Genomic DNA, 22,581 nt, shown 5'->3' with positions numbered 1-22,581 from the left:
CATCATGACCGTGTTCCACGTCGATCCCTCGGGCGACGACTCCTGGCCCGGCACCGCGGAGCGCCCATTCGCCAGCCTGCACCGCGCCCGCGACGCCGTACGAGACCTCGTACGAGACCCCGCCGGGACGGTGACCGGGGACCCCGTTCGAACCGCGACCGGGGACATCGCGCGTGACCCCGCCGTGACCGCGACCGGGGATGTCATCGTCCAGCTGCGGGCCGGCACCCACGTGCTCACCGCGCCGTTCGAGCTCACCGAGGCCGACTCCGGCCGTGACGGACACCGGATCGTCTACCAGGCCCACGGCTACGGAACGGCTGACCAGGAGGAGGTCGTCGTCAGCGGCGGTCGCGAGATCACCGGCTGGCGGATCGAGGACGGCGTGTGGCTGGCCGACGTGGGCGACCTGGACACGCGCCAGCTGTACGTGGACGGCCGCCGGGTCGAACGCGCCGCCATAGACGGCCTGCCGGGCACCGTGACCATGACGGAGACCGGCTACGAGAGCGACAGCGCGGCCCCGCGAGCCTGGCACAACCCCGCCGACGTCGAGTTCGTCTACCGCGGCGTCTACCCATGGACCGAGGCCCGCTGCAGTGTCGCCGCGATCGCCGCCAGGACGGACGGTGGTGTCACCGCTGGGACGGACAGTGACGCGATCACCGCGGTCACCACCGGGACGGACGGTGGCGAGGCGAGCGTGATCACCATGGCTCAGCCCGGCTTCGGGTGGGCCCTCGACCTCTACAACTCCGCGTGGGAAGGCAACATCAACCGCGGCCCCGGCCTGCCCACCCGGGTCGAGAACGACGTCACCTTCCTCACCGAGCCCGGCACCTTCGTCCTGGACCGCTCGCGGCCCGGTCACCACGTCCTCCGCTACCTTCCCCTTCCGGAAGAGGCGCCGGACCGTACGCGCGTGGTCGCCCCGGTTCTCGAGACGCTGCTGCGGGCCACCGGCACGAGCGGGGTGTCCTTCCGCGGCCTGGTCTTCGCCGACGCCACCTGGCTGCGGCCCGGCCGTGCGGAGGGCTTCCTGCACTACCACGGCAGCGGCTACTACGAGGGCGGCCCCGTCGACAAGGTGGAGCTCGTCGAGGGGCAGGCGTGGGTGACGGTGCCGCGCGAGTCGGCCAGGATCCCCGCGTGCGTGGTGATCGAGGACGCTGTACGCGTGGCGGTCGAGCGCTGCCGTTTCACCCGCATGGGCGCCGCCGGCCTGGAGCTGACCGGCGGCACGGACGTCAGCGTGCGCGGATGTGACTTCGACACGCTCTCGGCCGGCGCCGTCTCCGTCACCGGCGCCGTGAACCCCCTGGTCGAGGATAACTGGATCCATCACACCGGCCTGGAGTTCACCGGCTCCCCCGGCATCGCGGTGCTGGGCACCAAGGGCTGCACAGTCGCCCACAACCAGGTCGAGGAGGTGCCTCACTGCGGCATCGTGGCCGGGCCCGCCGAGGGCACCCGCATCCTGCGCAACCTCACCGTCGGCACGATGGGGGTACTGGCCGACGGCGGCGGCGTCTACCTTTCGGGGCCGCAGGGCGACTCGCACGAGAACGGCGCGGTGATCCGCGGCAACGTCATCAAGGACACGCGCACGCCGTACAACTTCGCTCTCTACACCGACTACGGCGCCGCCTGGGTGACCGTGGAGGACAACGTGGTCGCGCGCGCCGACAACACCGCCGTCCTGCAGGTGGCGCCGCCGCTGGACAACGTCGTCTACCGGGGCAACTTCTGGGACGCCGACCCGGTCGGGGTGGACGACGTGCCGGCGGGCGTCACGTACGAGGACAACACCACGCTCCCCGACGAGGAGAAGCTGGCCGTCGCCACAGCCGCCATCCAACGAGACGCCGGCCTGCTCCACCCCCGCTCCCGATGAGCGCCGGCCCGTGAACGCTGACGCCCGTGAACGCTGGACGCGGGCGTCAGCGGACGCGGCGCCAGCGTGACTCGCCGAAGCAATAACCCGCGAACAGCACCAGCCCCAAGGCGACCACCACGAGCAGCCAGGGCCCCACGGGCGTCGCGGCGAAGGCTCTGAGGGTCGCGTCCAGCCCGCCCGCCTTGTCCGGGTCGTACGTGATCGCCGCCTCGACGACGAAGACCCCGGCCAGGCCGGCGATGACCCCGCGGGCGACATACCCGGCGAACCCGAGCCTGTCCATCACCGAGCGGGCCCGCGGGGACATCTGGCCGAGGTTCAGCTCGTCCCGGAACCTCTTGGTGACGCCCTGGTGCCCCCAGCGGACGCCGAGCGCGACGAGGCCCAGCCCGATCGCGCCCACGATGAACGGCCCTCCCGGCAGGCCGAGCAGCGCCTCCGTCGCGTCCCGCGACTTCTCATCGTCAGAGGTGGCCTTCCCGGCCCGCAGCACGCTCAGCAAGGTGCCGCAGATCAGCGCGTACACGGCGGTCCGGCCGACCGTTTCCAGCCGGTCCGCCACGCGGAGCCCGCCGAACAGCGCCTCCGACAACTGCCAGAGCGTCAGCGCGACGAACCCCGCCACCATCACCCACAACGCCACCTCCCCGAACGGCAACCGCGCCACGGTCGAGATCGCGCCCGCCTTGTCCGCCTCCCGTCCCCCGCCTTCGCCCAGCGCGATCCGCACGGCCACCACCCCGATCAGCGCGTACAGCACTCCCCGGCAGGCCAGCCCGACCCTGGCGAGCCGGTTCAGCGCCGGATGCGCGGCCGCTTTCCTGGCGGCGGCCCGAGCCTGCCGCCCCGCCTTCTCCGTTGCGGTCACCGTCTCCTCCTTGACGCAAGAGCCTGCCAAGTGCCCTGACGGCGGCCGTCTAGGCGCTCCACCCCACTTCTCCACCCGTATCTCCACCATCTGGCGGTGCCGCTCCACCCGCCCCGATCCGTAGTTTCGCGGTCATGGACAGAAACGAACTGCTCAGGTTCGCAGCCGACAAAGCGCAGGAGTCGCTCAAGGGAGGCAAGATGCACGGCAAGACGTGGGTCGGGATCGCGGTGGTGGCCGGTGTGGTGCTGGTGGGGTTCATCGCCTACCGGCTTCTTCTCATCGAGCTCATCACCCGCCTGCGCTGACCAGCCCGTACCTGGTGGAATCAAGCGCATGGAACAGAAGCGGTCGCTGCCGGACACCATCGCGCCGGGCTGGCTGGTGGTGCAGGTGTTCGGCACGCTGTTCGTCATCATCACCCTGGTCACCGCGCGGGAGAGCGCGCTGTGGATCTGGGCGCTGTACGGGGTCAGCGCCGCGTGCTGGCTGCTGTTCGTGGCGCTCGACCGGTCGCGGCCCCGGCTCACGGCCGGGCTGCTGGGCGCGGCGACGCTGCTGCCCGCCGTGGCGCTCGGGGCGGCCGAGGACAGTACGGCGCTGCTCCTCACGGCGATCATCCTCGGCCGGTTCGCCGCGCTCGCCACCCCGTCCGTGGCCGCCATCGTGGGCGTCGGCGCGGGCACGATGGCGCTGGCCGTACTGACCTGGCCGATCTCCGGGGAAACACCCGTCGGCGCGTTCGGGCAGGCGCTGGTGCTGCTGGCGATCACGCTGGTCGGCGTCAATCACCGACAGCACGTCGTACGGCGCGAGCAGGCCGAACGGCTCCTGGAGCAGACCCGGCTCGCGCAGGCGGAGCAGGCGCGAGCCGCCGCGCTGGACGAGCGCACCAGGATCGCCCGCGAGATCCATGACGTGCTCGCGCACTCGCTGGGCGCGCTGGGTGTGCAGTTGGAGCTGGCCGAGGCCCTGCTCGCGGAGAAGAACGACGTGACCGGCGCGCTGGCGACGGTGCGGCGCTCGCGCGGGCTGGCCGCGGACGGCCTGGCGGAGGCCCGCGCCGCGGTGGCCGCGCTGCGCCAGGACAACCCCTCACTGGCCGACGCGCTCGCCACGCTGGCCGAGGCGCACCGGCGCGACCACCGGTCGCCGGTGGACTTCCGCGCTGGTGGGATCCCCCGCGGCCTGTCGTCGGCGGCCACCGTCTCGCTGGTCGGGACCGCGCGGGAGGCGCTGACGAACGCGGCCAGGCACGCGCCGGACGCGCCCGTGTCGATGACGCTCGACTTCACCGCCGATGTGGTGCGATTGCGGGTACGCAACCCGCTGCCCGCCGAAGTCCCGGCGAAGGGCGGGTTCGGACTGACGGGCATGCGCGAACGGCTCGCGCTGGCCGGCGGCACACTCGACTCCGGCTACGAAGAGGGGACCTGGCAGGTGACCGCGGAAGTGCCGGAGTGAGCGGTGCGGCAGACCCGGGAACGATCAGCGCGGCGAACGCGGGGGCGGTCGGTTGTGGAGGTACGAAAGTGATCAGAGTGGTCGTGGTGGACGACCAGCAAGTCATGCGCGAGGGCTTGGCCGCCCTGCTCGGCCTGGTCGAGGACATTGAGGTCCTGGGTACGGCCGGAGACGGCCGCCAGGCCCTCGACCTGCTGGCCGCCAACGCCGCAACCATCGCGAACGGCACGGACGGCGCCCACCCCGCGGACGTCGTACTGATGGACCTGAGGATGCCCGTGATGGACGGCGTCGAGGCGACCGGCCGCATCGTCGGCGAGCATCCCGGCATAGCGGTCATCGTGCTCACCACCTACACCGACGACGAGTCGATCGCCGGCGCGCTCCGGGCGGGCGCGCGCGGCTACCTGACCAAGGACGCGGGCCGCGCCGAGATCGCGGCGGCGCTGCGCTCGGCCGTCGCGGGCCAGTCGACTTTCGCCGCCAAGGTCTCGGACCGGCTGGTGGAGGCGATGCACCGCGCGCCGCGCCCCAAAGCCCGGCAACTGCCCGACGGCCTGACCGCCCGCGAGGCAGAAGTGCTGGCCCTGATCGCGAGCGGCCTGAGCAACCCGGAGATCGCCGAGGCGTTGTTCATCGGCGAGGCCACGGTCAAGACGCACATCAACAACGCGTTCACCAAGATCGGCGTCCGCAACCGCGTCGAGGCCACCCACTACGCGACCCGCCACGGGTTAACGGGCTGAGCGGGCGCGCAACCAGAGCCGCCCACGTGCTCCTTCCATCGCCCGCAGATCCGTCTCGCCCGCGTAGTCGCTCCCCGAAGTTTTCATGCGGGGCAGTCAACTTCATCGGCGGCTCGCGCCGCATCCGGATATATCACCCCACGGGTCTCGGACCAGGGCACTCAATGGGCTGGGCGGATGCAAAACTGTTCCGCTTTGGCCGCAGGGAGCAGGCGGTGGGCGGCAGAAAATCGGTTGATCCAACGTATTAGCCTGGATGGGATGCCTCCCGATACGCGTTCTCCTCGCCGTCCCCTGCCCATCTTCACCTCACTCTCCTCCAATGCCCTGTGGCGGATGAAGCCCTATCTCCGCCCCTATGTCACCAGATTGGTCTTCATCTGGCTGGCAGCGATCATCGGCATCGGGGCGAGCATCGCCCTGCCTCTCGTCGGCAAGGAGGTCGTCGACGGTCCCGTGCTCCACGGCGACTCCGGCGCCCTGCTCCCCCTCGGCCTCGTCGCCCTGGGCGTGGGCGTGCTCGAAGCGTTCCTGATCTTCTTCAGGCGCTGGACGCAGACCGGCCCGGTCCTCGGGCTGGAGACCCAGATCCGCGACGACCTCTACGCGCACCTGCAGCGCCTGCCGATGGGCTTCCACGGCGACTGGCAGTCGGGCCAGCTGCTGTCGCGGGCCACCACCGACCTGTCGACGATCCGCCGCTTCCTCGGCTTCGGCATGCTCTTCCTGGTCATGAACATCCTGCAGCTGACCACCGTGACGGTGCTGCTGCTGAACATGTACTGGCCGCTCGGGCTGCTGGTGGCCGCGTCGGCGGTGCCGATCATCCTGGTGTCGCTGAGCTTCGAGAAAAAGTACATCAGGATCTCCCGCCAGGTGCAGGACGAGCAGGGAGACCTCGCCACGGTCGTCGAGGAGTCGGCGATCGGCATCCGGACGATCAAGGCGTTCGGCCGCCGTCACCACGTGTTCGACCAGTTCGACGACTCGGCGCGCAAGGTCTACGGCACCTCGATGGACAAGGTGCGGCTGTCGGCCCGCTTCTTCACCTTCCTCGAGGTGATCCCCAACTTCACCCTCGCCTTAGTCCTGCTGCTCGGCGCGCTGGCCGTGGGCGGCGGCTCGCTGACGCTGGGCACACTGGTCGCCTTCACCACGCTGATGCTGCAGCTGGTCTGGCCGGTCGCCAGCCTCGGCTACATCCTGGCGATGGCCCAGGAGGCGATGACCTCCGCCGACCGGGTCATGGAGGTCATGGACACGGTTCCGGCCATCGAGGGCGGTTCCGGGTCGATCGAGCGGCCGCGCGGGCATCTGCGCTTCGAGGGGGTGGAGTTCCGCTTCCCCGACTCCGACCAGCCGGTGCTGCGTGATGTGTGGCTCGAGGTACGCCCGGGCGAGACGGTGGCCATCGTCGGCGCCACCGGCTCGGGCAAGACGACGATGACCTCGCTCGTACCCCGGCTCATCGACCCCACCGCCGGCCGGGTGACGATCGACGGCCACGACGTACGCGACCTGTCGCTGCCCGCGCTGCGCGAGGTGGTGGCCACGGCGTTCGAGGAGCCGACGCTGTTCTCGATGAGCGTGCGCGAGAACCTCACGCTCGGCCGCCAGGACGCCACCGAGGAGGAGCTCGACGAGGCCATCCGCACCGCCCAGGCCATGTTCGTGTACGACCTGCCGTGGGGCCTCGACACCCGGATCGGCGAGCAGGGCATGTCCCTGTCCGGTGGCCAGCGCCAGCGCCTCGCCCTGGCGCGGGCCGTGCTGAGCAGGCCACGGATCCTGGTCCTCGACGACACGCTGTCCGCGCTCGACGTCGAGACCGAGGCACTGGTGGAGGAGGCGCTGCGCCACGTGCTGCGTGAGGCGACCGGCATCGTGGTCGCCCACCGAGCCTCCACGGTCCTGCTGGCCGACAAGGTGGCGCTGCTGAGAGACGGCACGATCACGCACGTCGGACGGCACCACGACCTGCTGGACGAGGTGCCCGAATACCGCGAGCTGCTCGCCCAGGACGCCGACTTCGACCCCTCGGAAGGAGCCCTGCGATGACCACCACCACGACGACGTCGAGCGCGGCCGACTGGCGGGGCGTCGCCTCCGAGAACCAGGACGACCTGTCCGAGACGGTGACGGTGTTACTGCGGGAGCGCTCCCGCAGGCTGCTCGGCGACCTGCTCACGCCGCACCGCAAGGCGATGGCGCTGCTCACCACGATCATCGTCGTGTCCAACCTGGCGGGCCTGGCGATCCCCTACCTGGTGAAGGTGGGCATCGACGCGGGCATCCCGCCGATGCTCAAGGGCACCGGCCCCGGCACGCTGCTGACCGTCGTCGGCGTCATCCTGGCGGCGGCGGTGACGCAGGCCCTCACCCGGCAGGTGTTCCTGCAGATGGCGGGCCGCATCGGCCAGAACATCCTGCTGGAGCTGCGCAGGCGGGTCTTCGACCACTTCCAGCGGCTGTCGCTGAGCTTCCACGAGAAGTACACCTCCGGCCGCGTCATCTCCCGGCTCACCTCCGACATCGACGCCATCGCCGAACTGCTGCAGTCCGGCTTCGACGGCCTGGTCACCGCCGTGCTCACCATGTTCGGCACGGCCGCGCTGCTGCTGGTGCTCGACGTCCACCTGGGCCTGGTGGCGCTGATCCCGCTGCCGTTGCTGCTGCTGTTCACCCGGTGGTTCCGGCGCCAGTCGGCGATCGTCTACCGGCGTACCCGGGAGACGGTGGCGCTGGTCATCGTGCACTTCGTGGAGTCGATGACCGGCATCCGCGCCGTGCAGGCCTTCCGCCGGGAGCCGCGCAACCAGGAGATCTTCAAGCAGCTCAACGACGACTACCGTGGCGCCAACGCCAGCAGCATGCACCTCATCGCGGTGTTCATGCCGGGCATCAAGCTGATCGGCAACGTGACCGTGGCGGTCGTGCTGGTCTACGGCGGCTGGCTGGCGCTGCACGGCGAGGTCACGGTCGGTGTACTCGCGGCGTTCCTGCTCTACCTGCGCCAGTTCTACGAGCCGATGCAGGAGATCAGCCAGTTCTACAACACCCTCCAGTCGGCGGGCGCCGCCCTGGAGAAGCTGTCGGGTGTGCTGGAGGAGGAGCCGGCCGTACCTGAGCCGCGCGAGCCGGCGGCGCTGCCCAAGGCCCGTGGCAAGGTCAGGTTCGAGGGCGTCAGGTTCGCCTACGTCGAGGACCGGCCGATCCTACCGGGGCTGGACCTGACGATTCCGGCGGGGCAGAGCGTCGCGCTGGTCGGCTCGACGGGCGCGGGCAAGACGACGCTGGCCAAGTTGATCTCCCGCTTCTACGACCCGACCGCGGGCCGCGTCCTGCTCGACGGCGTCGATCTGCGTACGCTCGACGAGCCCACGCTGCGCAAGGCCGTGGTCATGGTGACGCAGGAGAACTTCCTGTTCAGCGGTACGGTCGCCGACAACATCCGGTTCGGCCGCCCCGGCGCGTCCGACCGTGAGGTACGCGAGGCCGCCAAGGCGATCGGCGCGCACGAGTTCATCTCCGCGCTGCCCAACGGCTACGACACCGAGGTGGGCAAGCGGGGCGGGCGCATGTCGGCCGGTCAGCGTCAGCTGGTGGCCTTCGCCAGGGCGTTCCTGGCCGATCCGGCGGTGCTCATCCTCGACGAGGCGACCTCCAGCCTCGACGTACCGAGCGAGCGGCTGGTGCAGCGGGCGCTGCGCACGATCCTGGCCGACCGCACGGCGCTGATCATCGCGCACCGGCTGTCGACCGTGGAGATCGCCGACCGGGTGCTGGTCATGGAGAGTGGCGAGATCGTCGAGGACGGCCCACCGGACCGCCTCATCGCCGCCTCCGGCCGCTTCGCCGGCCTGCACCAGGCCTGGCTGGACAGCCTCAGCAGCTGACGTCAGCGCGGGTGCACCCCGCTGACATCAGCGCGGGTGCACCCCGCTGTTGTCAGCACGGGTGCACCCCGCTGCTCTGTCGTCACCTCAGTGCGGGTGCACCACGCGCGTCATGTTCTCGTACAGCTCGTAGCCGACGAACAACGCCACGGGCAGGCCCACCGCCAGCAGAAGCCGTCCGGGGAGGGGTGCCCGTGCCATGGGCACCCGCCTCGCCGCCACGGACCCGGCGACCACGGCAGGCGCCTCCGCCACGGGCTCAGGCACCGGCACCGGCACCAGCTCGGGGTGTCGTGACAGGTATCCCGTCGGGAACGACGTGACGTGGTATGCCCCGCAGCCCGGACAGGACATACCTGACCAGGGCGGTTGCACGGTCACGCCGGCGCGCAGCCAGATCGTGACCTCGTTGCCGTAGTCGTCCATGAGGTGCCTGACGACGTACTCCTCTTCCCAGACATGTAAACAGCGCATGCACTCGAAAGGCCATGTCTCCTGGGTATTGAACCCATCCCGCACCAGGACCACCCCCGGTCACGTGCCGCCATCCGATTAGAGTGTCCGCCTCGTCCTGCCACCCGGCAAGACGGCACTATGACACTCAGGGCTATGAAATGCTCACCTACTGTCAGGTTAGAGAGGGTAAACCCGTCTCTGGACCGGACTGAGGAGCGGTGTCGCGTCGGGCGTAACAGGCTCGGCCGGTGGCCTCAGCTCTGGATGCCGGCTGAGATAACCCTCCGGGAACATGGTCGCCTGCTGGCAGCCGCAGTTGGGACAGATGGCGCCCGACGAAGGCGGTGGGACCGGCACACCGGAGCGCAACCAGATCTCGCGCTCGTTGCCGTGACGATCGTCGAAGCGCCTGACGAGGTATTCCTCTTCCCACACATGCCAGCACCCGCGGCACTCGAATGGCAGGATCTTGAGCTCTTCTTCCATGAGTCACCCCCTCCTTCGAGTGTCGTCCTATTTGTCGCGAACTTGCAACCGCCCCCGATGACAGCCGCCATACCATGGAGGCATGGGCGCTGACCTGGTGACCCTGTGCCTCTGTGGCGACGTCATGCTCGGCCGAGGTGTGGATCAGGTCCTGCCGCATCCCGGTGATCCCGCCCTGCGCGAGCCGCACATCGACGACGCGCGCGTCTACGTCGAGCTCGCCGAGGCGGTCAACGGACCGATTCCGCGCCCCGTCGGCTTCTCCTGGCCCTGGGGTGACGCGCTGTCGATCCTGGACGCGCACGCGCGGGCCGTCCGGGTGGTGAACCTGGAGACGACGGTGACCACGAGCGGCGCGTACGCTCCGGACAAAGCCCTCCACTACCGCATGAACCCCGACAACCTCCCGTGTCTGGCCGTGGCGCGGCCGGACGTCTGCGTACTGGCCAACAACCACCTGCTGGACTTCGGACGCGACGGGCTCGCCGAAACGCTCGACACGCTGGCCGCGGCCAGGCTCGCCACCGCCGGGGCGGGCAGGGACCTGGACCAGGCGCGCCGTCCGGTGGCCGTGCCCGTGCCGGGAGGGCGGCGCGTGCTGGTGTTCTCGTTCGGCATGCCGTCCAGTGGTGTGCCACCGGACTGGGCGGCGGCCCCGGACCGCTCCGGCGTCGACTTCGTGCCGGAGCCGTCGCCGGCCGCCGCGGCCGACATCACCGAACGGGTACGGCGGGCAAAACGGCCCGGGGATATCGCGGTGGCCTCCATCCACTGGGGCTCCAACTGGGGGTATTGGGTCTCCCGGGAGCAGATCGAATTCGCGCACGCACTCATCGAAGGCGGCGTCGACGTGGTGCACGGGCACTCCTCGCACCATCCGCGCCCGATCGAGATCTACCGCGGCCACCTGATTCTGCACGGCTGCGGCGACATGATCGACGACTACGAGGGGATCGGCGGGTACGAGGAATACCGCGGCGACCTGCGGTTGCTCTATCTCGCCTCGCTCGATCCGGGCTCCGGACGGCTGGCCGCCCTGCGCATGGCACCCCTGCGGATCCGGCACATACGGCTCCGCCACGCCGCACCCGACGACGCCGAGTGGCTGCGCGTGACCCTCGACAGGGCCGGCCGCGGTTTCGGGGGACGGATCCGCGGCGAGCCCGGCGGCATGCTCACCTTGGTGGCGGACTGAATGCGTACCAGCTAGGCGAGGGCCAGGACGAACGCGAGCGCTCCGGCCACCACGCTGAGCGTGCCGAGCCAGGCGAACAGCGCGTCCAGCCCGGCGTCGACGGGCCGGCCGCCGTGCAGCGCCTCCTGTACGCGGCGGAACCGTGTCCTGGTCCTGAGCAGCAGCGCGGCGCCGCAGAGCGCGGCCGGTACGAACGTGACGACGACGGCGAGGGGCAGCCCGTGCCGCGCGGACAGGCCCATCGCGCCGAGACCGCCCGACGACAGGGCCACGGCGGTGCGTACCCAGGCCAGGCGGGTCCGCTCGCTCTGCAGCCCGGGGTCCCAGATCTCCTCGGACATCGGCGGATCAGGCGCCCATCACGATGACCACCAGGGCGATCACCGCCACCGCCGCCACGCCGTAGCCGAAGACGGCGGCGAGGGCGGGCGGTGGCAGCGGCGCGCGCTCGCGCAGCGCGCGCTGGATGTTGCGCCAGCGCGGATAGGCCATGCCCGCCGCCAGCGCGGAGAGCGAGACCAGGACCACGGCCAGGGCGGTGCGCACCCAGGGGACGAACAGGTGGTCGGGGAGCGCCGCCATGGCGACGCCCCCGGCGCTGAGTGCCAGCGCGGTGCTCAGCCATGTGAGGAATGTACGCTCGTTCGCGAGCGTGAAACGCGGGTCAGGCTCCATACGAACGACGCTAATTGGCACACATTCCCCCTAGAGAAGCCGGGTTAGCCGCCGCAGGCCTTGGCGACCTTCTCCAGGTAGGCGGCGGTCTCGGAGCCGACCTTCTGGACCGCGTCGACGGCGTCGTTGACGTTGTTGACGTTGATGCCGCTCAGTGTCTTGGCCAGGTCGTCGGAGGCCTGCTTGAGCGTGGTGTTGGCGGCCTTGTCGGCCACCTCGTTGAGCTTGGCGGCGCTGTCGTCGAGGGCCTTCTCCATGGCCTTCGGGTCGTCCTTCAGTTCGGTGAGCTTGGCGCCCAGCTCGGTGACGATCTTGGGGGCCTCCAGGCAGGACTGGGCCTTGTCGATGGTGTTGTTGACCTCACCGCAGCCCGCGGCGAAGACGAACATGGTGAAGGCGGCAAGGGGCACGAACTGACTTTTGAGGCGACGCATACTCCGAACCTACCCAACGGGTTCACGCCCCGGCGGGACCAAGCCGGAGGGGTGCGAGCTAATTGCCGTGTCGCGGAAGCTCTAGGATTTCACCTATGGCAACGTGTGAGCATATTTCCCAAGCGGAGGACCCGGCCCCGCGCACGCCCGAGGGCTGCGAGGAGTGCCTGGCGGCGGGTGGCCGGTGGGTGCACCTGCGCCGCTGCCTGGAGTGCGGTCATATCGGGTGCTGCGACTCCTCACCCAACAAGCACGCCACCAAGCACTTCCACGCCACCTCGCACCCGGTGATGCAGTCGTACGAGCCGGGCGAGAGCTGGAAGTGGTGCTTCGTCGACAACGCGATGGCCTGAGGCGGGCCTAACGCTCCAGGATGGCCTCCTCGAAGTCGAGCTCGGCCATCACCTCGCGCAGCACCTCGTCGTCGAGGCGGCGTTCGTCGCGTAGCCGGACGAACGTCTCGCGCTCGGCCTGCAGCATCTCCCGGCGCAGCCGGCGATAGAGCGTGCTGGGCGTCTCCGCGCCGCCCTGCGCGGTGCCGCCGCCCAGACGCTCCCACGCGGTCAGCGAGCGCCGCCACGACTTCTCCCTGAGCTGGTCGATGACCTGCTTCTGGATCTCGTCGGGCTCGCCTTCGGCCTCGATCAGCCCGTCGAGCACCTCGGTGCCCGCGGCGAGCGCGGCCTGCTGCGCCGCGGCCTCGGCCAGCCTGTCCTCATACTGCTCCTGCTCGCTCGACACGCGCAGCCGCCTGATCAGCGCGGGGAACGTCGTGCCCTGCACGAGCAGCGTGCCTATCACGGTGGTGAAGGTGAGGAAGAGCAGGATGTCGCGGTCGGGCATGCCGACCGGAATGGCGAAGGCGGCGGCCAGCGAGACGACCCCGCGCATGCCCGCCCAGCTGATGATCACGGTCGGCGCGGGCGCGGGGTGCGGTTCGCCCCTGCGCCTCCCGGTGAACAGCCACGTCAGGTACGTGACGGGGAACATCCACACGAACCTCGACAGTACGGTCACCAGGAACACCACGACCGCGTAGAGCGCCACCTCCCAGGCGCCGTAGCCGCCGATGCCCTTGATCACCGTGACCAGCTGCAGGCCGATCAGCGCGAAGACGATCGCCTCCAGGAAGAAGTCGGTCACCTTCCACACCGCGTCGGACACCAGCCGGGTGCCGAACCCCCGCTGGTGCATCTGGTTGCCGAGATAGAGCCCGACGATCACCACTGCGATGACGCCCGAGGCGTGCACCGACTCGGCCGCCAGGTAGGCGGCGAACGGGATCAGCAGCATCAGCGTGTTCTCGACCAGGGAGTCGCGGGTGTGCCGGAACACCCAGGAGAACAGGAACGCCAGCGCGAGCCCGATCGCCACCCCGGCCGCCGCCGAGTAGAGGAACTCGCCGACCCCTTCGAGCAGGTCCACCGTGCCGCCCACGGCGGCGCCGATCGCCACGCGGTAGAGGGTCAGCGCGGTCGCGTCGTTGAACAGGCTCTCGCCGATGAGGATCGTCAGCGCCCGGCGCGGCAGCCCGAGCCGGCGGCCGACCGCGACGGCGGCCACGGCGTCGGGCGGCGCGATGATGGCGCCCAGCGCGAACGCCGCCGCCAGCGGCAGATCGGGCAGCAGCAGGTGGACGACCAGCCCGACGACGGCCGTCGTGAACAGCACCAGCCCGACCGACAGCAGCGCCACGGCCCGCTTGACGTCACGCAGGCGCAGATAGGAGCTGTCGAGCGCGGCCGAGTAGAGCAGCGGCGGCAGGAACACGAACAGCACCAGCTGCGGGTCCAGCGGCACGGCGGGCACCAGCGGCGAGACCAGCAGGCCGGCGGCCACCAGCAGCAGCGGCGCCGGCCAGCCCTTGCGCCGGGCGACGGCGGCGACCGCGACCGCCCCTGCCGCCACCAGCAGCAGTTGCAGGCCCATCGTGGGGTTCACGGCGCTCCTCCACCTCGGCACGGGCACGCGAAGGCAGCGTACCGCTCATGAGATGGGCCGCCCGCCTCGGGCTCACCACTCCCTGCGGTGATCCCTGTCGTCGTCGTACTCCTGGTCGGGGCGGAGCCGCTCACCGGTGGAGAACATCGGGTCGCCCACGTAGGGCCGGGACAGGTCCGTCTGGTACGGCGTGCCCTGCTGCTGGCCCATCGAGAACAGCGGGTCGACCGGGTTGGGCGGGGTCTGGTAGGCGGGGAAGCCGTCGGTGGAGGGGTAGGGCACCTGCGTCGGCGGGTACGCCTCGCGCTTGGCGTAGGTGATGGGCTCCCGGGGCCGGCCCGCGCCCGGGATGCCGTGCATCGGGGTGCCGAGACCGGCCGGGTCCGGCTGCTGCGGCGATTGCTGCGGGTATCCGCGCTGGCCATAGGGGTCGTGTGGCTGCTGCTGCTGGGCGAAGGGCTCGGGCTGCGGCCGGTTCGGCGGGGCCGACTGGGAGGGGAAGCCGAGCGGGTCGGTGTTGGGCGCCTGCCTGCGGCGGCTTCCGGGCATCTGGTAGACGGGCTCGCCGGGGTCCTGGGCCGGCGCCGGCTGCGCGTACTGCTGGGGCTGCTGGGGGCCGCTGAAGGGGTCGCCGGTGTACTGGGGGGCGCCGCTGTAGGGGTCCGGGGCGGCGGGGACCGCGTACTGCGGGCCGGTGAAGGGCTCGGGCGGCTCGGGCTCGGTGTACTGGGGGCCGGTGAACGGCTCGCGGGGATTCGGCTGGCCGTACTGCTGCGCGCCGTAGGAGCCCTGCTGGCCGTACTGCTGGCCAAGAGGCTCGCGCGGCGCCGGCGCGGTCGTCTCGCCGTAGGAGGCGACCAGCTTGTCCTGAGGCGGCGGGGCGCCCCTGGCCACCAGGACGTCGTTGGGGGACAGAGCGGCGGTGGGCCGGTCCTCGTGCGGCGGCGGTGGAGAGCTCTGGTGCGGCCGTTGGTATTGGCCGGTGCCGGGGATCACCTCGGTGCCCGGGTCGTGCGCGGGCACGGCGGGCTGCTCGCCCGTGGCCTCGGCGAACCCGTCATCGAGGGTGTCGAGCAACCGGCCGACATCGTCCATCGGCATGCGGAAGCTGGCGGTGCACATCTCACCTCGCCACAGGCTGAGCACCAGGGTGCCCTCATGCCACGTGACCCGGAGACACCGCTCCTGACCTCGAGCATCGAAGAACACTTCGCCGAACGACGGCAACGGGACAACTTCCGACATGGCAGACATACTGCTTTAACCAGCCTTTATCCGTCCACTCAACCCCGGTAAACCCTACTGAACCGGCTCTCCCCATCTGACCTCATACCCCACTGGCCACTTCCAGGTAGGTCTTTTGGGCCAGTTGGAGTTCCGATCGTTCAGTGTGCCACGCGAGCCGCTGTGGACGTCCCAGAACGCCGGGATGCGTCTGCACGATCACACGGCGTTCGGCGCGTCGACCCCCGATTGCAGGTACCGTTTACTGCCGTGCCGGACTCCCATCTTCCCTCAGCCGAAGAACTGCTCAGCATCGCGGTCAGCGCTCTCGGAGGGAGCGAACGGCGGGGCCAGATCACGATGGTGCAGGCCGTCCAACGGGCCATCGAAGAAGAGGAACATCTGGCGGTCCAGGCCGGCACCGGCACCGGAAAGTCGCTCGCCTACCTGGTGCCCTCGATCAGGCACGCCATGGAGGCCGACAAGCCGGTGGTCATCTCCACGGCCACGATCGCCCTCCAGCGGCAGCTCGTGGACCGCGACCTGCCACGGCTGGCCGAGGCGCTCGGCAAGGAGCTGCCGCACGAGCCGACGTTCGCGATCCTCAAGGGCCGGCGCAACTACCTGTGCCGCTACAAGGCGACGGCGGGCTGGCCCGAGGACGACGAGCAGGACCAGCTCTTCGACCCCCGCGAGGTCGGCGCGACGGGCCGGATGGTCCAGCGCATCCAGGAGTGGGCCGAGGAGACCGAGACGGGCGACCGCGACGAGCTGGTGCCCGGGGTCAACGAGCAGGCGTGGCGGCAGTTCTCGGTCAGCGCCCAGGAGTGCCTGGGCGCCACGCGCTGCCCCAGCGGCGCCGAGTGCTTCGCCGAGCTGGCCAGGAGCCGGGCCGGCGAGGTCGACGTGGTCGTCACCAACCACGCGCTGCTGGCGATCGACGCGATGGGCGACATCCCGGTGCTGCCCGAGCACGCCATGGTGGTCGTCGACGAGGCCCACGAACTCGTCGACCGGGTGACCTCGGTGGTGACCTCCGAGCTGTCGGAGAGCTCGGCCGCGCTCGCCGTGCGCCGCGTCGGCCGGCTCATCGAGCAACCCATCGCCGACCAGCTCATGGAGGCGGCCGAAGACCTCAAGGCGCTGCTGGCCGCCGCTCCCCCCGGACGCGTCGACGAGCTGCCCGAAGTGCTCGGGCTCACGCTGGCGCTGGTACGCGACGCCTCGGCGCGCTGTGTCTCCGCGCTCGGCCCGCGCGGCGGCGACAAGGACGATCCCGACAGAGCCGGACAGCGCAAGGCCGCCTTCACCGCGCTCGACGAGGTGCACGACACGGCGGTGCGCATGCTCGAGGCCTACGGCCACGCCTCGGAGGAGGACCGGGCCGAGGTGGTGTGGCTGGAGGGCGCCACCGACCGGCGCCCGCCCGCGCTGCGGGTGGCCCCGCTCAACGTGGGCGGCATGCTGCGCGACCGGCTCTTCGGCGACCGCACCGTGGTCCTCACCTCGGCCACGCTGGCGCTCGGCGGCACCTTCGACGGCCTGGCCCGCCAGTGGGGGCTGGGCGACAAGGGCTGGCAGGGCATCGACGTCGGCTCGCCGTTCGACCATCCACGGGCGGGCATCCTGTACGTGGCCAAGCACCTGCCACAGCCGGGCCGTGACGGGCTGCCGCAGGCCTACCTCGACGAGATCGCCGAGCTGATCGAGGCGGCGGGCGGGCGCACGCTCGGCCTGTTCTCCTCCATGCGGGCCGCCAAGGCCGCCACCGAGGCGCTGCGCGACCGGCTCGACGTGCCACTGCTGTGCCAGGGCGACGACTCCACGATGCTGCTGGTCAAGCAGTTCGCTGAGGACGAGGCGACCTGCCTGTTCGGCACGCTGTCGCTGTGGCAGGGCGTCGACGTCCCCGGCCCGTCGCTGCGGCTGGTCATCATCGACCGGGTCCCGTTCCCGCGCCCCGACGACCCGCTCACCTCGGCCCGGCAACGGCACGTGGCGGCCAAGGGCGGCAACGGCTTCATGACGGTCGCCGCCACGCACGCCGCCCTGCTGCTCGCCCAGGGCACCGGGCGGCTGCTGCGCGCCCAGCACGACAAGGGCGTCATCGCCGTCCTCGACCCGCGTCTGGCCACCGCCCGCTACAGCGGCTTCCTGCTGGGCTCCCTGCCGCCGTTCTGGCGCACCACGGACCCGGCGATCCCCCGAGCAGCCCTCAAGCGCCTGTCCACGGAAGACTGACCCGCCGCCTGCCCGGCAGGGGTCTTTGAGAGCCGTGCCGGTCAGAGGGCTGGGCTGGTCAGAGGGCTGGGCTGGCCTCGTCAGTGGACCAGGGGGCGAGGTCTCAGTGGACCCAGGGGGCGAGGTCGGGGCGTTTCGGGTCGAGGCCGTCGCCCGAGGAGGCGCCGCGCAGGCGGCGAGTCACCCACGGCACCAGGTGCTCGCGGATCCACTGCGCGTCCTCGCGACGCCGGGCGCGCGGGTCGAGGACGCGCTCGGGCCACACCTTGTGCCAGTCGTCGAACGGCACGCCCAGCACGTCGAGGACCCGGGCGGCCACCAGCCGGTGCCCGTCCTGGTTCATGTGCAGCCGGTCCTCGCTCCACGCCCGCCAGTCCCGCAGCCCCTGCATGGACCACTGGTCGACGAGCCGGCACCCGTACAGGTCGGCGATGGAGCGTACGTGCAGATAGAAGATCGCGAAGCGGCCGCGCAGCCGCCGCATCACCGGTGTGTCGCGCGGGTCGACGCCGGTGAACAGCAGCACGTCGGCGCCGGTGGCCCGCAGGTCGCGCACGGCGCGGGCGAGCCGCTTGGCCATCACGTCGGGGTCGCTGCCCGGCCGTAGCAGGTCGTTGCCGCCCGCGCACAGGCTGACGAGGTCGGGCGCCATCTCGACGGCGATCGGCACCTGCTCGGTGACGATCTGCTCGAGCAGCCTGCCGCGCACGGCCAGGTTCGCGTAGCGGAAGGACGGGTCGTCGGCCGCCAGCCGCTCGGCCACCCTGTCGGCCCAGCCACGGTAGTGGCCGTTGGTGCCGGGGTCGTTGAGACCTTCGGTAAAGCTGTCACCAAGAGCGACGAAAGAGCGATATTGCCTCATGACCTGCTGTTCATCTCCGCCGTGCCGTGGTGCGTCAGGACATCTGACTGTAGTGCGAACCCCGCCGCCACGCCCACCGCCACCCCGACACGCGTGCAAAGTAATCGAGCGGAAGACGGTTAAGGAACGGCGATCGGGGGAAAGGCGTCGGCTCCGCGGCCCGGGACGCGGCCGGCTGCCGCAGCCTCACCGGCTGACCGCCCGGGACGCCGGCTGCCGCAGCGTCACCGGCCGACCGCCCGGTAGGCGGCCTCCAGGAGCTCCTCGGACGGCCCTTCCAGCCGTCCCGGCTTCGCCAGCCCGTCGAGCACGACGAAGCGCTGCTTGGCGCCCCGGTTCTTCTTGTCCAGCCGCATGTGGTCGCGCAGTTGCGGCCACGCGTCGGCCCGGTAGGTCGTGGGCAGGCCGACCGAGGTGAGGATGGTCCGGGTGCGCTCGACCAGGTCGATCCCGATGCGCCCGTCGAGCCTGGACAGCTCGGCGGCGAACACCATGCCGATGGCGATGGCCTCGCCGTGGCGCATGGAGTAGTGCTCGGCCCGCTCGATCGCGTGGCCGAGCGTGTGGCCGTAGTTGAGGATCTCGCGCAGCCCGGCCTCGCGCAGGTCGGCGCCGACGACGTCGGCCTTGATCTGGATCTTCCGCTCGATCAGCTCGCGGGTGTGCGGCCCCTCGGGCGTGGCGGCGGCGCCGGGGTCGTCCTCGATCAGCATGAGGATGGTGGGGTCGGCGATGAAGCCGCCCTTGATGATCTCGGCGAGCCCGGCCGCGTAGTCGGCGCGCGGCATGCTCGACAGCGTGCTCAGCTCGCACAGCACGCCCGCCGGAGGCAGGAAGGTGCCGACGAGGTTCTTGCCCTCAGGGGTGTCGATGCCGTTCTTGCCGCCGACCGCCGCGTCGACCATGGCCAGCAGCGTCGTCGGCACCAGCACCACCTGGACGCCGCGCAGCCAGGTGGCGGCGATGAACCCGGCCAGGTCGGTGGTGGCTCCCCCGCCGACGCCCACGACGGCGTCGGAGCGGGTCACGCCGTAGCGGCCCAGGGCGGACCACAGCTCGGCGGCCACCTCGATCGACTTGGCCGCCTCACCGTCGGGCACGGGCAGCTCCACCACGTCGTATCCGGCGCCGGACAGCGCCTCGCAGACCGGTCGGGAGATCTCGGGCAGGCCCGCCGGGTGGATGACCGCGACCGTGCGTACGCCCGGCTTGAACAGCCCGGCCAGCTCCGGCAGCACGCCGGTGCCGATCACCACCTCGTAGGGGCTGTCGCCGCGCACGGCGATCCTGGTCGCGCTCATGACGGGAGCCCCTTCATGATCTCTTCGGCCAGCTCGGCGGGCTCGCGCTTGTCGGTCACGACCGTCAGGACGGCGAGCCGCTCGTAGATCGGGCGGCGCTCCTCCATGAGCTTCTTCAGCTGGCTGCGCGGGCTGAGCACGAGCAGCGGCCGGGCCGAGGCCAGGCCCACCCGCTGGACCGCGTCGGACAGGCCGACCTGGAGGTAGACGACCGGCTGGCCGGCCAGGAGCTCCTGCGCCTCCTCGTTGAGCACCGCCCCGCCGCCCAGGGCCAGCACGCCGTCGTGCTCGGCGAGCGCCTTGCGTACGGCCAGCAGTTCGAGCTCGCGGAAGCGGGCCTCGCCTTCCTCGATGAAGATGTCGGCGACGGGCTTGCCCGCGGTGGCCTCGACGTCGGCGTCGGTGTCGCGGAAGGAGACGCCGAGCAGGCCGGCGAGCAGGCGGCCGAGGGTGGTCTTGCCGGACCCCGGGGGGCCGATCAGCACGGCCTTGATCATTTGATCACCATCGATGACAGGTAGCCGGACAGGTTGCGGGCGACCTCCTCGACGGAGTCGCCTCCGAACTTCTCGAGCGCCGCGTCGGCCAGCACCAGCGCGACCATCGCCTCGGCGACGATGCCCGCGGCCGGGACCGCGCAGACGTCGGAGCGCTCGTGGTGCGCCTTGGCCGCCTCGCCGGTCTTGACGTCGATCGTGGCCAGCGCCCGCGGGACGGTGGAGATGGGCTTCATCGCGGCGCTGACCCGCAGGATCTCGCCGTTGGTCATGCCGCCCTCGACGCCGCCCGCGCGGTTGGTGATGCGCTTGACGCCGTCGGCCGCGGTGTATTCGATCTCGTCGTGGGCGCGCGAGCCGGGCCGGCGCGCGGTCTCGAAGCCGTCGCCGACCGCCACGCCCTTGATGGCCTGGATTCCCATGAGCGCCCCGGCCAGCCGGGAGTCGAGGCGGCGGTCCCAGTGGGTGTAGCTGCCCAGGCCGGGCGGCAGGCCGTAGGCGAGCACCTCGACGACGCCGCCGAGGGTGTCGCCCTCCTTGTGCGCCTGGTCGATGACGGCGACCATCGCGGCGCTGCCCTCGGGGTCGGCGCACCTGACGGGGTCGGCGTCGATGCGCGCCAGGTCGTTGGGGCCCGGCAGGTTTTCGGTGGGCGTCTGGGCGCCGCCGATGGAGGTGACGTGGCTGACGATGTCGACGCCGAGCGCCTGCTTCAGGAAGCGCCTGGCGACCTCGCCGAGCGCGACGCGGGCCGCGGTCTCGCGGGCACTGGCCCGGTCGAGGACCTGGCGGGCGTCGTCGAAGCCGTATTTCTGCATCCCGGCCAGGTCGGCGTGGCCCGGTCTGGGGCGCGACCTGGGGGCGTTCCTGGCCAGGCCGTCGAGCTCGGCCGGGTCGACCGGGTCGGCCGACATGACCTTCTCCCACTTGGGCCACTCGGTGTTGCCGATGCGGACGGCGATCGGGCTGCCCATCGTGCGGCCGTGCCGGACGCCGCCGGCGATCGTCACCTGGTCCTGCTCGAACTTCATCCGGGCGCCGCGGCCATAGCCGAGCCGGCGGCGGCGCAGGGCCTCGTCTATGGCGGCCGTGGTCACCTCGACCCCGGCCGGCAGGCCTTCCATGACGGCTACGAGCTCGGGGCCGTGGGACTCTCCGGCGGTCAACCAGCGCAACATGCGTACAAGTCTTCCACGTGCCGCCTAGTGGGATGTCCGGTGTTCACTGGCCGAGACAGAGTGCCGTGAAGGCGCCGAGCAGCATGAACGGGCCGAAAGGGAACTGTGTGTCACGAGTGGCGCGTCTGGTGAGGAGCAGGACGATGGCGTAGAGGGCACCTAACAGCTGGCCGCCGACGGCCGCGACGACCCAGGCTTGCCAGCTCATCGCCGCGGCCGCCATGCCGATCAGCCCGGCGAGCTTGACGTCGCCCAGTCCCATCGCCTCCGGGCGGGCGAACCAGAGCACGGCGTACGCGGCGGCCAGCGCCAGCGCGCCCAGCAGCGCCCTGGGCAGCTCTCCGGTGGGCAGCAGGGTCAGCGCCAGGATCGGGTACGACGGCAGCGTGATCACGTCGGGCAGCCTCGTGGTCCGCCAGTCGATGAGTGCCAGGGCCGTACCGGCCAGGGCGAAGTAGACGTACGGCAGGCCCGCGCGCCAGGCGACGAGGGCGGCGACGGCGGCGGTGGCCACCTCGACGGTGGGCGGCCCGCCCGGCACGGGCACCGTGCGCAGCACGGCGTCCAGGGCGGCGTGGGCCTCCTCGCGGGTGTCCGGGGGGTTCGGTACGAAGCAGCCGGCGAGCGTCCTGACGTAGCGGCCGACGATCAGTCCGAGGAGCGCGACGAGTGCCACCACTCCGCCGAGACTACTTCCTGGAGAACCAGCGGCGCTTGCGTATCGGCTCTACGTGGGCCACGGTCACGCCGGAGACTTCGTCGAGCGTGCCGGACTCGACGGCCGCGAGCGCTTCCAGCACGTCGCCCTGGATCACGAACGGCACCGGCCCCGCCACGTCCACCACGACCGCCGCGACCCGCTCACCGGCGGCGGCCCGGCAGACCTGGAGCAGGCCGGCCTGGATCGGCCGGGCGTCGGGGCGCCATCTGGCCAGGGACTCGGCGCCGGTGAACGCCGGCACCGCCTGCCTGCCGTCCTTGCCGACGAGCTTGGGGAGCGCCATCTCGCTCTCCTTTTCCTGGCGCAGCCCGTGTTCGCCCACCTCGGACTCGGTCAGCAGGGCGACCACGGGGACGAGCAGCCGGGCGCCGGTCAGGGCGTTGAGCACCTCGGTGGCGTCCGCCTCGCCTCGCTCGTAGGAGGCCAGGGCGGCGGCCACGGCGGGCGCGGCCGTGCCGTCGTCGCCGGGATCGAGTGGCTGGGGAATGCTGGGCACAAC

23 protein-coding genes are annotated in these 22,581 nt (G+C 71.1%); 9 read left to right on the top strand and 14 right to left on the bottom strand.

What is annotated here, in order from left to right:
• The first annotated feature begins 4 nt into the window (after positions 1 to 4).
• Complete coding sequence (locus ACIBO2_RS46775) at positions 5 to 1,894, top strand: right-handed parallel beta-helix repeat-containing protein (RefSeq protein ID WP_358537792.1); 1,890 nt, start codon at positions 5 to 7, stop codon at positions 1,892 to 1,894.
• Between the two features lie 46 nt (positions 1,895 to 1,940).
• On the opposite strand, the gene ACIBO2_RS46770 is transcribed toward ACIBO2_RS46775, so the two are convergent.
• Complete coding sequence (locus ACIBO2_RS46770) at positions 1,941 to 2,765, bottom strand: DUF1206 domain-containing protein (protein ID WP_358537790.1); 825 nt, start codon at positions 2,763 to 2,765, stop codon at positions 1,941 to 1,943.
• Positions 2,766 to 2,899: 134 nt separating this feature from the next.
• On the opposite strand from ACIBO2_RS46770, the gene ACIBO2_RS46765 reads away from it, so the two are divergent.
• From ACIBO2_RS46765 to ACIBO2_RS46745, 5 genes are all read left to right on the top strand, one after another.
• On the top strand, positions 2,900 to 3,073 hold the full coding sequence (locus ACIBO2_RS46765) for a hypothetical protein (RefSeq protein WP_357941329.1): 174 nt from the start codon (positions 2,900 to 2,902) through the stop codon (positions 3,071 to 3,073).
• 28 nt (positions 3,074 to 3,101) lie between these two features.
• Entirely contained in the window at positions 3,102 to 4,229 is a 1,128-nt protein-coding gene (locus ACIBO2_RS46760) for a histidine kinase (protein WP_358537788.1), read from the top strand.
• 68 nt (positions 4,230 to 4,297) lie between these two features.
• Complete coding sequence (locus ACIBO2_RS46755) at positions 4,298 to 4,975, top strand: response regulator (RefSeq protein ID WP_397304366.1); 678 nt, start codon at positions 4,298 to 4,300, stop codon at positions 4,973 to 4,975.
• A gap of 336 nt (positions 4,976 to 5,311) precedes the next feature.
• The gene (locus tag ACIBO2_RS46750; RefSeq protein ID WP_357941321.1) at positions 5,312 to 7,033 is read left to right on the top strand and encodes an ABC transporter ATP-binding protein; all 1,722 of its coding nucleotides are present in this window, start codon (positions 5,312 to 5,314) and stop codon (positions 7,031 to 7,033) included.
• Complete coding sequence (locus tag ACIBO2_RS46745; protein ID WP_358537784.1) at positions 7,030 to 8,871, top strand: ABC transporter ATP-binding protein; 1,842 nt, start codon at positions 7,030 to 7,032, stop codon at positions 8,869 to 8,871. Before ACIBO2_RS46750 ends, ACIBO2_RS46745 begins: the two co-directional genes overlap by 4 nt.
• Before the next feature lie 87 nt (positions 8,872 to 8,958).
• Here the strand turns inward: ACIBO2_RS46745 and ACIBO2_RS46740 are convergent, their stop codons facing one another.
• Both ACIBO2_RS46740 and ACIBO2_RS46735 read right to left on the bottom strand, forming a co-directional pair.
• Positions 8,959 to 9,345, bottom strand: a complete 387-nt coding sequence (locus ACIBO2_RS46740; protein WP_358537781.1) for a hypothetical protein — start codon at positions 9,343 to 9,345, stop codon at positions 8,959 to 8,961.
• 159 nt (positions 9,346 to 9,504) lie between these two features.
• Positions 9,505 to 9,813: a hypothetical protein gene (locus ACIBO2_RS46735; protein ID WP_225289464.1), complete on the bottom strand. Its 309-nt coding sequence runs from the start codon at positions 9,811 to 9,813 to the stop codon at positions 9,505 to 9,507.
• Between the two features lie 82 nt (positions 9,814 to 9,895).
• Between ACIBO2_RS46735 and ACIBO2_RS46730 the strand changes: the two genes are divergently transcribed.
• Positions 9,896 to 11,008, top strand: a complete 1,113-nt coding sequence (locus ACIBO2_RS46730; RefSeq protein ID WP_358537779.1) for a CapA family protein — start codon at positions 9,896 to 9,898, stop codon at positions 11,006 to 11,008.
• A gap of 11 nt (positions 11,009 to 11,019) precedes the next feature.
• Here ACIBO2_RS46730 and ACIBO2_RS46725 read toward each other — a convergent pair whose 3' ends face one another.
• The 3 genes from ACIBO2_RS46725 to ACIBO2_RS46715 are packed head-to-tail and all read right to left on the bottom strand — an operon-like array spanning position 11,020 to position 12,117.
• Entirely contained in the window at positions 11,020 to 11,349 is a 330-nt protein-coding gene (locus ACIBO2_RS46725) for a DUF202 domain-containing protein (protein WP_397304365.1), read from the bottom strand.
• A 7-nt stretch (positions 11,350 to 11,356) separates the two neighbouring features.
• Positions 11,357 to 11,683 (bottom strand): YidH family protein, encoded by a 327-nt coding sequence (locus tag ACIBO2_RS46720; RefSeq protein WP_225289460.1) that lies wholly within the window; start codon positions 11,681 to 11,683, stop codon positions 11,357 to 11,359.
• A 44-nt stretch (positions 11,684 to 11,727) separates the two neighbouring features.
• Positions 11,728 to 12,117, bottom strand: a complete 390-nt coding sequence (locus tag ACIBO2_RS46715) for a hypothetical protein (RefSeq protein WP_358537774.1) — start codon at positions 12,115 to 12,117, stop codon at positions 11,728 to 11,730.
• A gap of 95 nt (positions 12,118 to 12,212) precedes the next feature.
• On the opposite strand from ACIBO2_RS46715, the gene ACIBO2_RS46710 reads away from it, so the two are divergent.
• Positions 12,213 to 12,470: a UBP-type zinc finger domain-containing protein gene (locus tag ACIBO2_RS46710; RefSeq protein WP_358537772.1), complete on the top strand. Its 258-nt coding sequence runs from the start codon at positions 12,213 to 12,215 to the stop codon at positions 12,468 to 12,470.
• Positions 12,471 to 12,477: 7 nt separating this feature from the next.
• Here ACIBO2_RS46710 and ACIBO2_RS46705 read toward each other — a convergent pair whose 3' ends face one another.
• Entirely contained in the window at positions 12,478 to 14,058 is a 1,581-nt protein-coding gene (locus tag ACIBO2_RS46705; RefSeq protein ID WP_358537770.1) for a Na+/H+ antiporter, read from the bottom strand.
• Between the two features lie 72 nt (positions 14,059 to 14,130).
• On the bottom strand, positions 14,131 to 15,303 hold the full coding sequence (locus ACIBO2_RS46700; protein WP_358537767.1) for a hypothetical protein: 1,173 nt from the start codon (positions 15,301 to 15,303) through the stop codon (positions 14,131 to 14,133).
• 249 nt (positions 15,304 to 15,552) lie between these two features.
• Between ACIBO2_RS46700 and ACIBO2_RS46695 the strand changes: the two genes are divergently transcribed.
• Entirely contained in the window at positions 15,553 to 17,523 is a 1,971-nt protein-coding gene (locus ACIBO2_RS46695; protein ID WP_397304364.1) for an ATP-dependent DNA helicase, read from the top strand.
• Between the two features lie 103 nt (positions 17,524 to 17,626).
• On the opposite strand, the gene ACIBO2_RS46690 is transcribed toward ACIBO2_RS46695, so the two are convergent.
• The 6 genes from ACIBO2_RS46690 to ACIBO2_RS46665 form a co-directional block, all read right to left on the bottom strand.
• The gene (locus ACIBO2_RS46690; protein WP_358537763.1) at positions 17,627 to 18,385 is read right to left on the bottom strand and encodes an SGNH/GDSL hydrolase family protein; all 759 of its coding nucleotides are present in this window, start codon (positions 18,383 to 18,385) and stop codon (positions 17,627 to 17,629) included.
• Between the two features lie 224 nt (positions 18,386 to 18,609).
• Positions 18,610 to 19,686, bottom strand: a complete 1,077-nt coding sequence (gene aroB / locus ACIBO2_RS46685) for a 3-dehydroquinate synthase (protein ID WP_397304363.1) — start codon at positions 19,684 to 19,686, stop codon at positions 18,610 to 18,612.
• Positions 19,683 to 20,183 carry a shikimate kinase gene (locus tag ACIBO2_RS46680; protein WP_358537758.1) on the bottom strand — a complete coding sequence of 167 codons (501 nt, stop codon included), beginning with the start codon at positions 20,181 to 20,183 and terminating at the stop codon, positions 19,683 to 19,685. The genes aroB and ACIBO2_RS46680 overlap by 4 nt, the downstream gene beginning before the upstream one ends.
• Positions 20,180 to 21,361, bottom strand: a complete 1,182-nt coding sequence (gene aroC, locus ACIBO2_RS46675; RefSeq protein ID WP_357941294.1) for a chorismate synthase — start codon at positions 21,359 to 21,361, stop codon at positions 20,180 to 20,182. The genes ACIBO2_RS46680 and aroC overlap by 4 nt, the downstream gene beginning before the upstream one ends.
• A 43-nt stretch (positions 21,362 to 21,404) precedes the next feature.
• Entirely contained in the window at positions 21,405 to 22,040 is a 636-nt protein-coding gene (locus ACIBO2_RS46670; RefSeq protein WP_358537756.1) for an A24 family peptidase, read from the bottom strand.
• 10 nt (positions 22,041 to 22,050) lie between these two features.
• Positions 22,051 to 22,578, bottom strand: coding sequence for an SseB family protein (locus tag ACIBO2_RS46665; RefSeq protein WP_358537753.1), 528 nt, complete (start codon positions 22,576 to 22,578; stop codon positions 22,051 to 22,053).
• Between the last annotated feature and the right edge of the window lie 3 nt (positions 22,579 to 22,581).

The sequence above is a fragment of the Nonomuraea sp. NPDC050022 genome, assembly GCF_044460705.1.
In the GTDB taxonomy this organism is placed as follows: domain Bacteria; phylum Actinomycetota; class Actinomycetes; order Streptosporangiales; family Streptosporangiaceae; genus Nonomuraea.
The sequence above is the reverse complement of the archived record's forward strand: the minus strand, read 5'-3'. Positions and strand labels throughout refer to the sequence as shown.

What these genes read in the sequence shown, in the direction of transcription:
- ACIBO2_RS46775 (WP_358537792.1), top strand. Translation starts at nt 5, where the DNA reads ATGACCGTGTTCCACGTCGATCCCTCGGGCGACGACTCCTGGCCCGGC.
- ACIBO2_RS46765 (WP_357941329.1), top strand. Translation starts at nt 2,900, where the DNA reads ATGGACAGAAACGAACTGCTCAGGTTCGCAGCCGACAAAGCGCAGGAG.
- ACIBO2_RS46760 (WP_358537788.1), top strand. Translation starts at nt 3,102, where the DNA reads ATGGAACAGAAGCGGTCGCTGCCGGACACCATCGCGCCGGGCTGGCTG.
- ACIBO2_RS46750 (WP_357941321.1), top strand. Translation starts at nt 5,312, where the DNA reads ATGAAGCCCTATCTCCGCCCCTATGTCACCAGATTGGTCTTCATCTGG.
- ACIBO2_RS46745 (WP_358537784.1), top strand. Translation starts at nt 7,030, where the DNA reads ATGACCACCACCACGACGACGTCGAGCGCGGCCGACTGGCGGGGCGTC.
- ACIBO2_RS46740 (WP_358537781.1), bottom strand. Translation starts at nt 9,345, where the DNA reads ATGCGCTGTTTACATGTCTGGGAAGAGGAGTACGTCGTCAGGCACCTC.
- ACIBO2_RS46735 (WP_225289464.1), bottom strand. Translation starts at nt 9,813, where the DNA reads ATGGAAGAAGAGCTCAAGATCCTGCCATTCGAGTGCCGCGGGTGCTGG.
- ACIBO2_RS46730 (WP_358537779.1), top strand. Translation starts at nt 9,896, where the DNA reads ATGGGCGCTGACCTGGTGACCCTGTGCCTCTGTGGCGACGTCATGCTC.
- ACIBO2_RS46725 (WP_397304365.1), bottom strand. Translation starts at nt 11,349, where the DNA reads ATGTCCGAGGAGATCTGGGACCCCGGGCTGCAGAGCGAGCGGACCCGC.
- ACIBO2_RS46720 (WP_225289460.1), bottom strand. Translation starts at nt 11,683, where the DNA reads ATGGAGCCTGACCCGCGTTTCACGCTCGCGAACGAGCGTACATTCCTC.
- ACIBO2_RS46715 (WP_358537774.1), bottom strand. Translation starts at nt 12,117, where the DNA reads ATGCGTCGCCTCAAAAGTCAGTTCGTGCCCCTTGCCGCCTTCACCATG.
- ACIBO2_RS46710 (WP_358537772.1), top strand. Translation starts at nt 12,213, where the DNA reads ATGGCAACGTGTGAGCATATTTCCCAAGCGGAGGACCCGGCCCCGCGC.
- ACIBO2_RS46700 (WP_358537767.1), bottom strand. Translation starts at nt 15,303, where the DNA reads ATGTCGGAAGTTGTCCCGTTGCCGTCGTTCGGCGAAGTGTTCTTCGAT.
- ACIBO2_RS46690 (WP_358537763.1), bottom strand. Translation starts at nt 18,385, where the DNA reads ATGAGGCAATATCGCTCTTTCGTCGCTCTTGGTGACAGCTTTACCGAA.
- aroB (WP_397304363.1), bottom strand. Translation starts at nt 19,686, where the DNA reads ATGAGCGCGACCAGGATCGCCGTGCGCGGCGACAGCCCCTACGAGGTG.
- ACIBO2_RS46680 (WP_358537758.1), bottom strand. Translation starts at nt 20,183, where the DNA reads ATGATCAAGGCCGTGCTGATCGGCCCCCCGGGGTCCGGCAAGACCACC.
- aroC (WP_357941294.1), bottom strand. Translation starts at nt 21,361, where the DNA reads ATGTTGCGCTGGTTGACCGCCGGAGAGTCCCACGGCCCCGAGCTCGTA.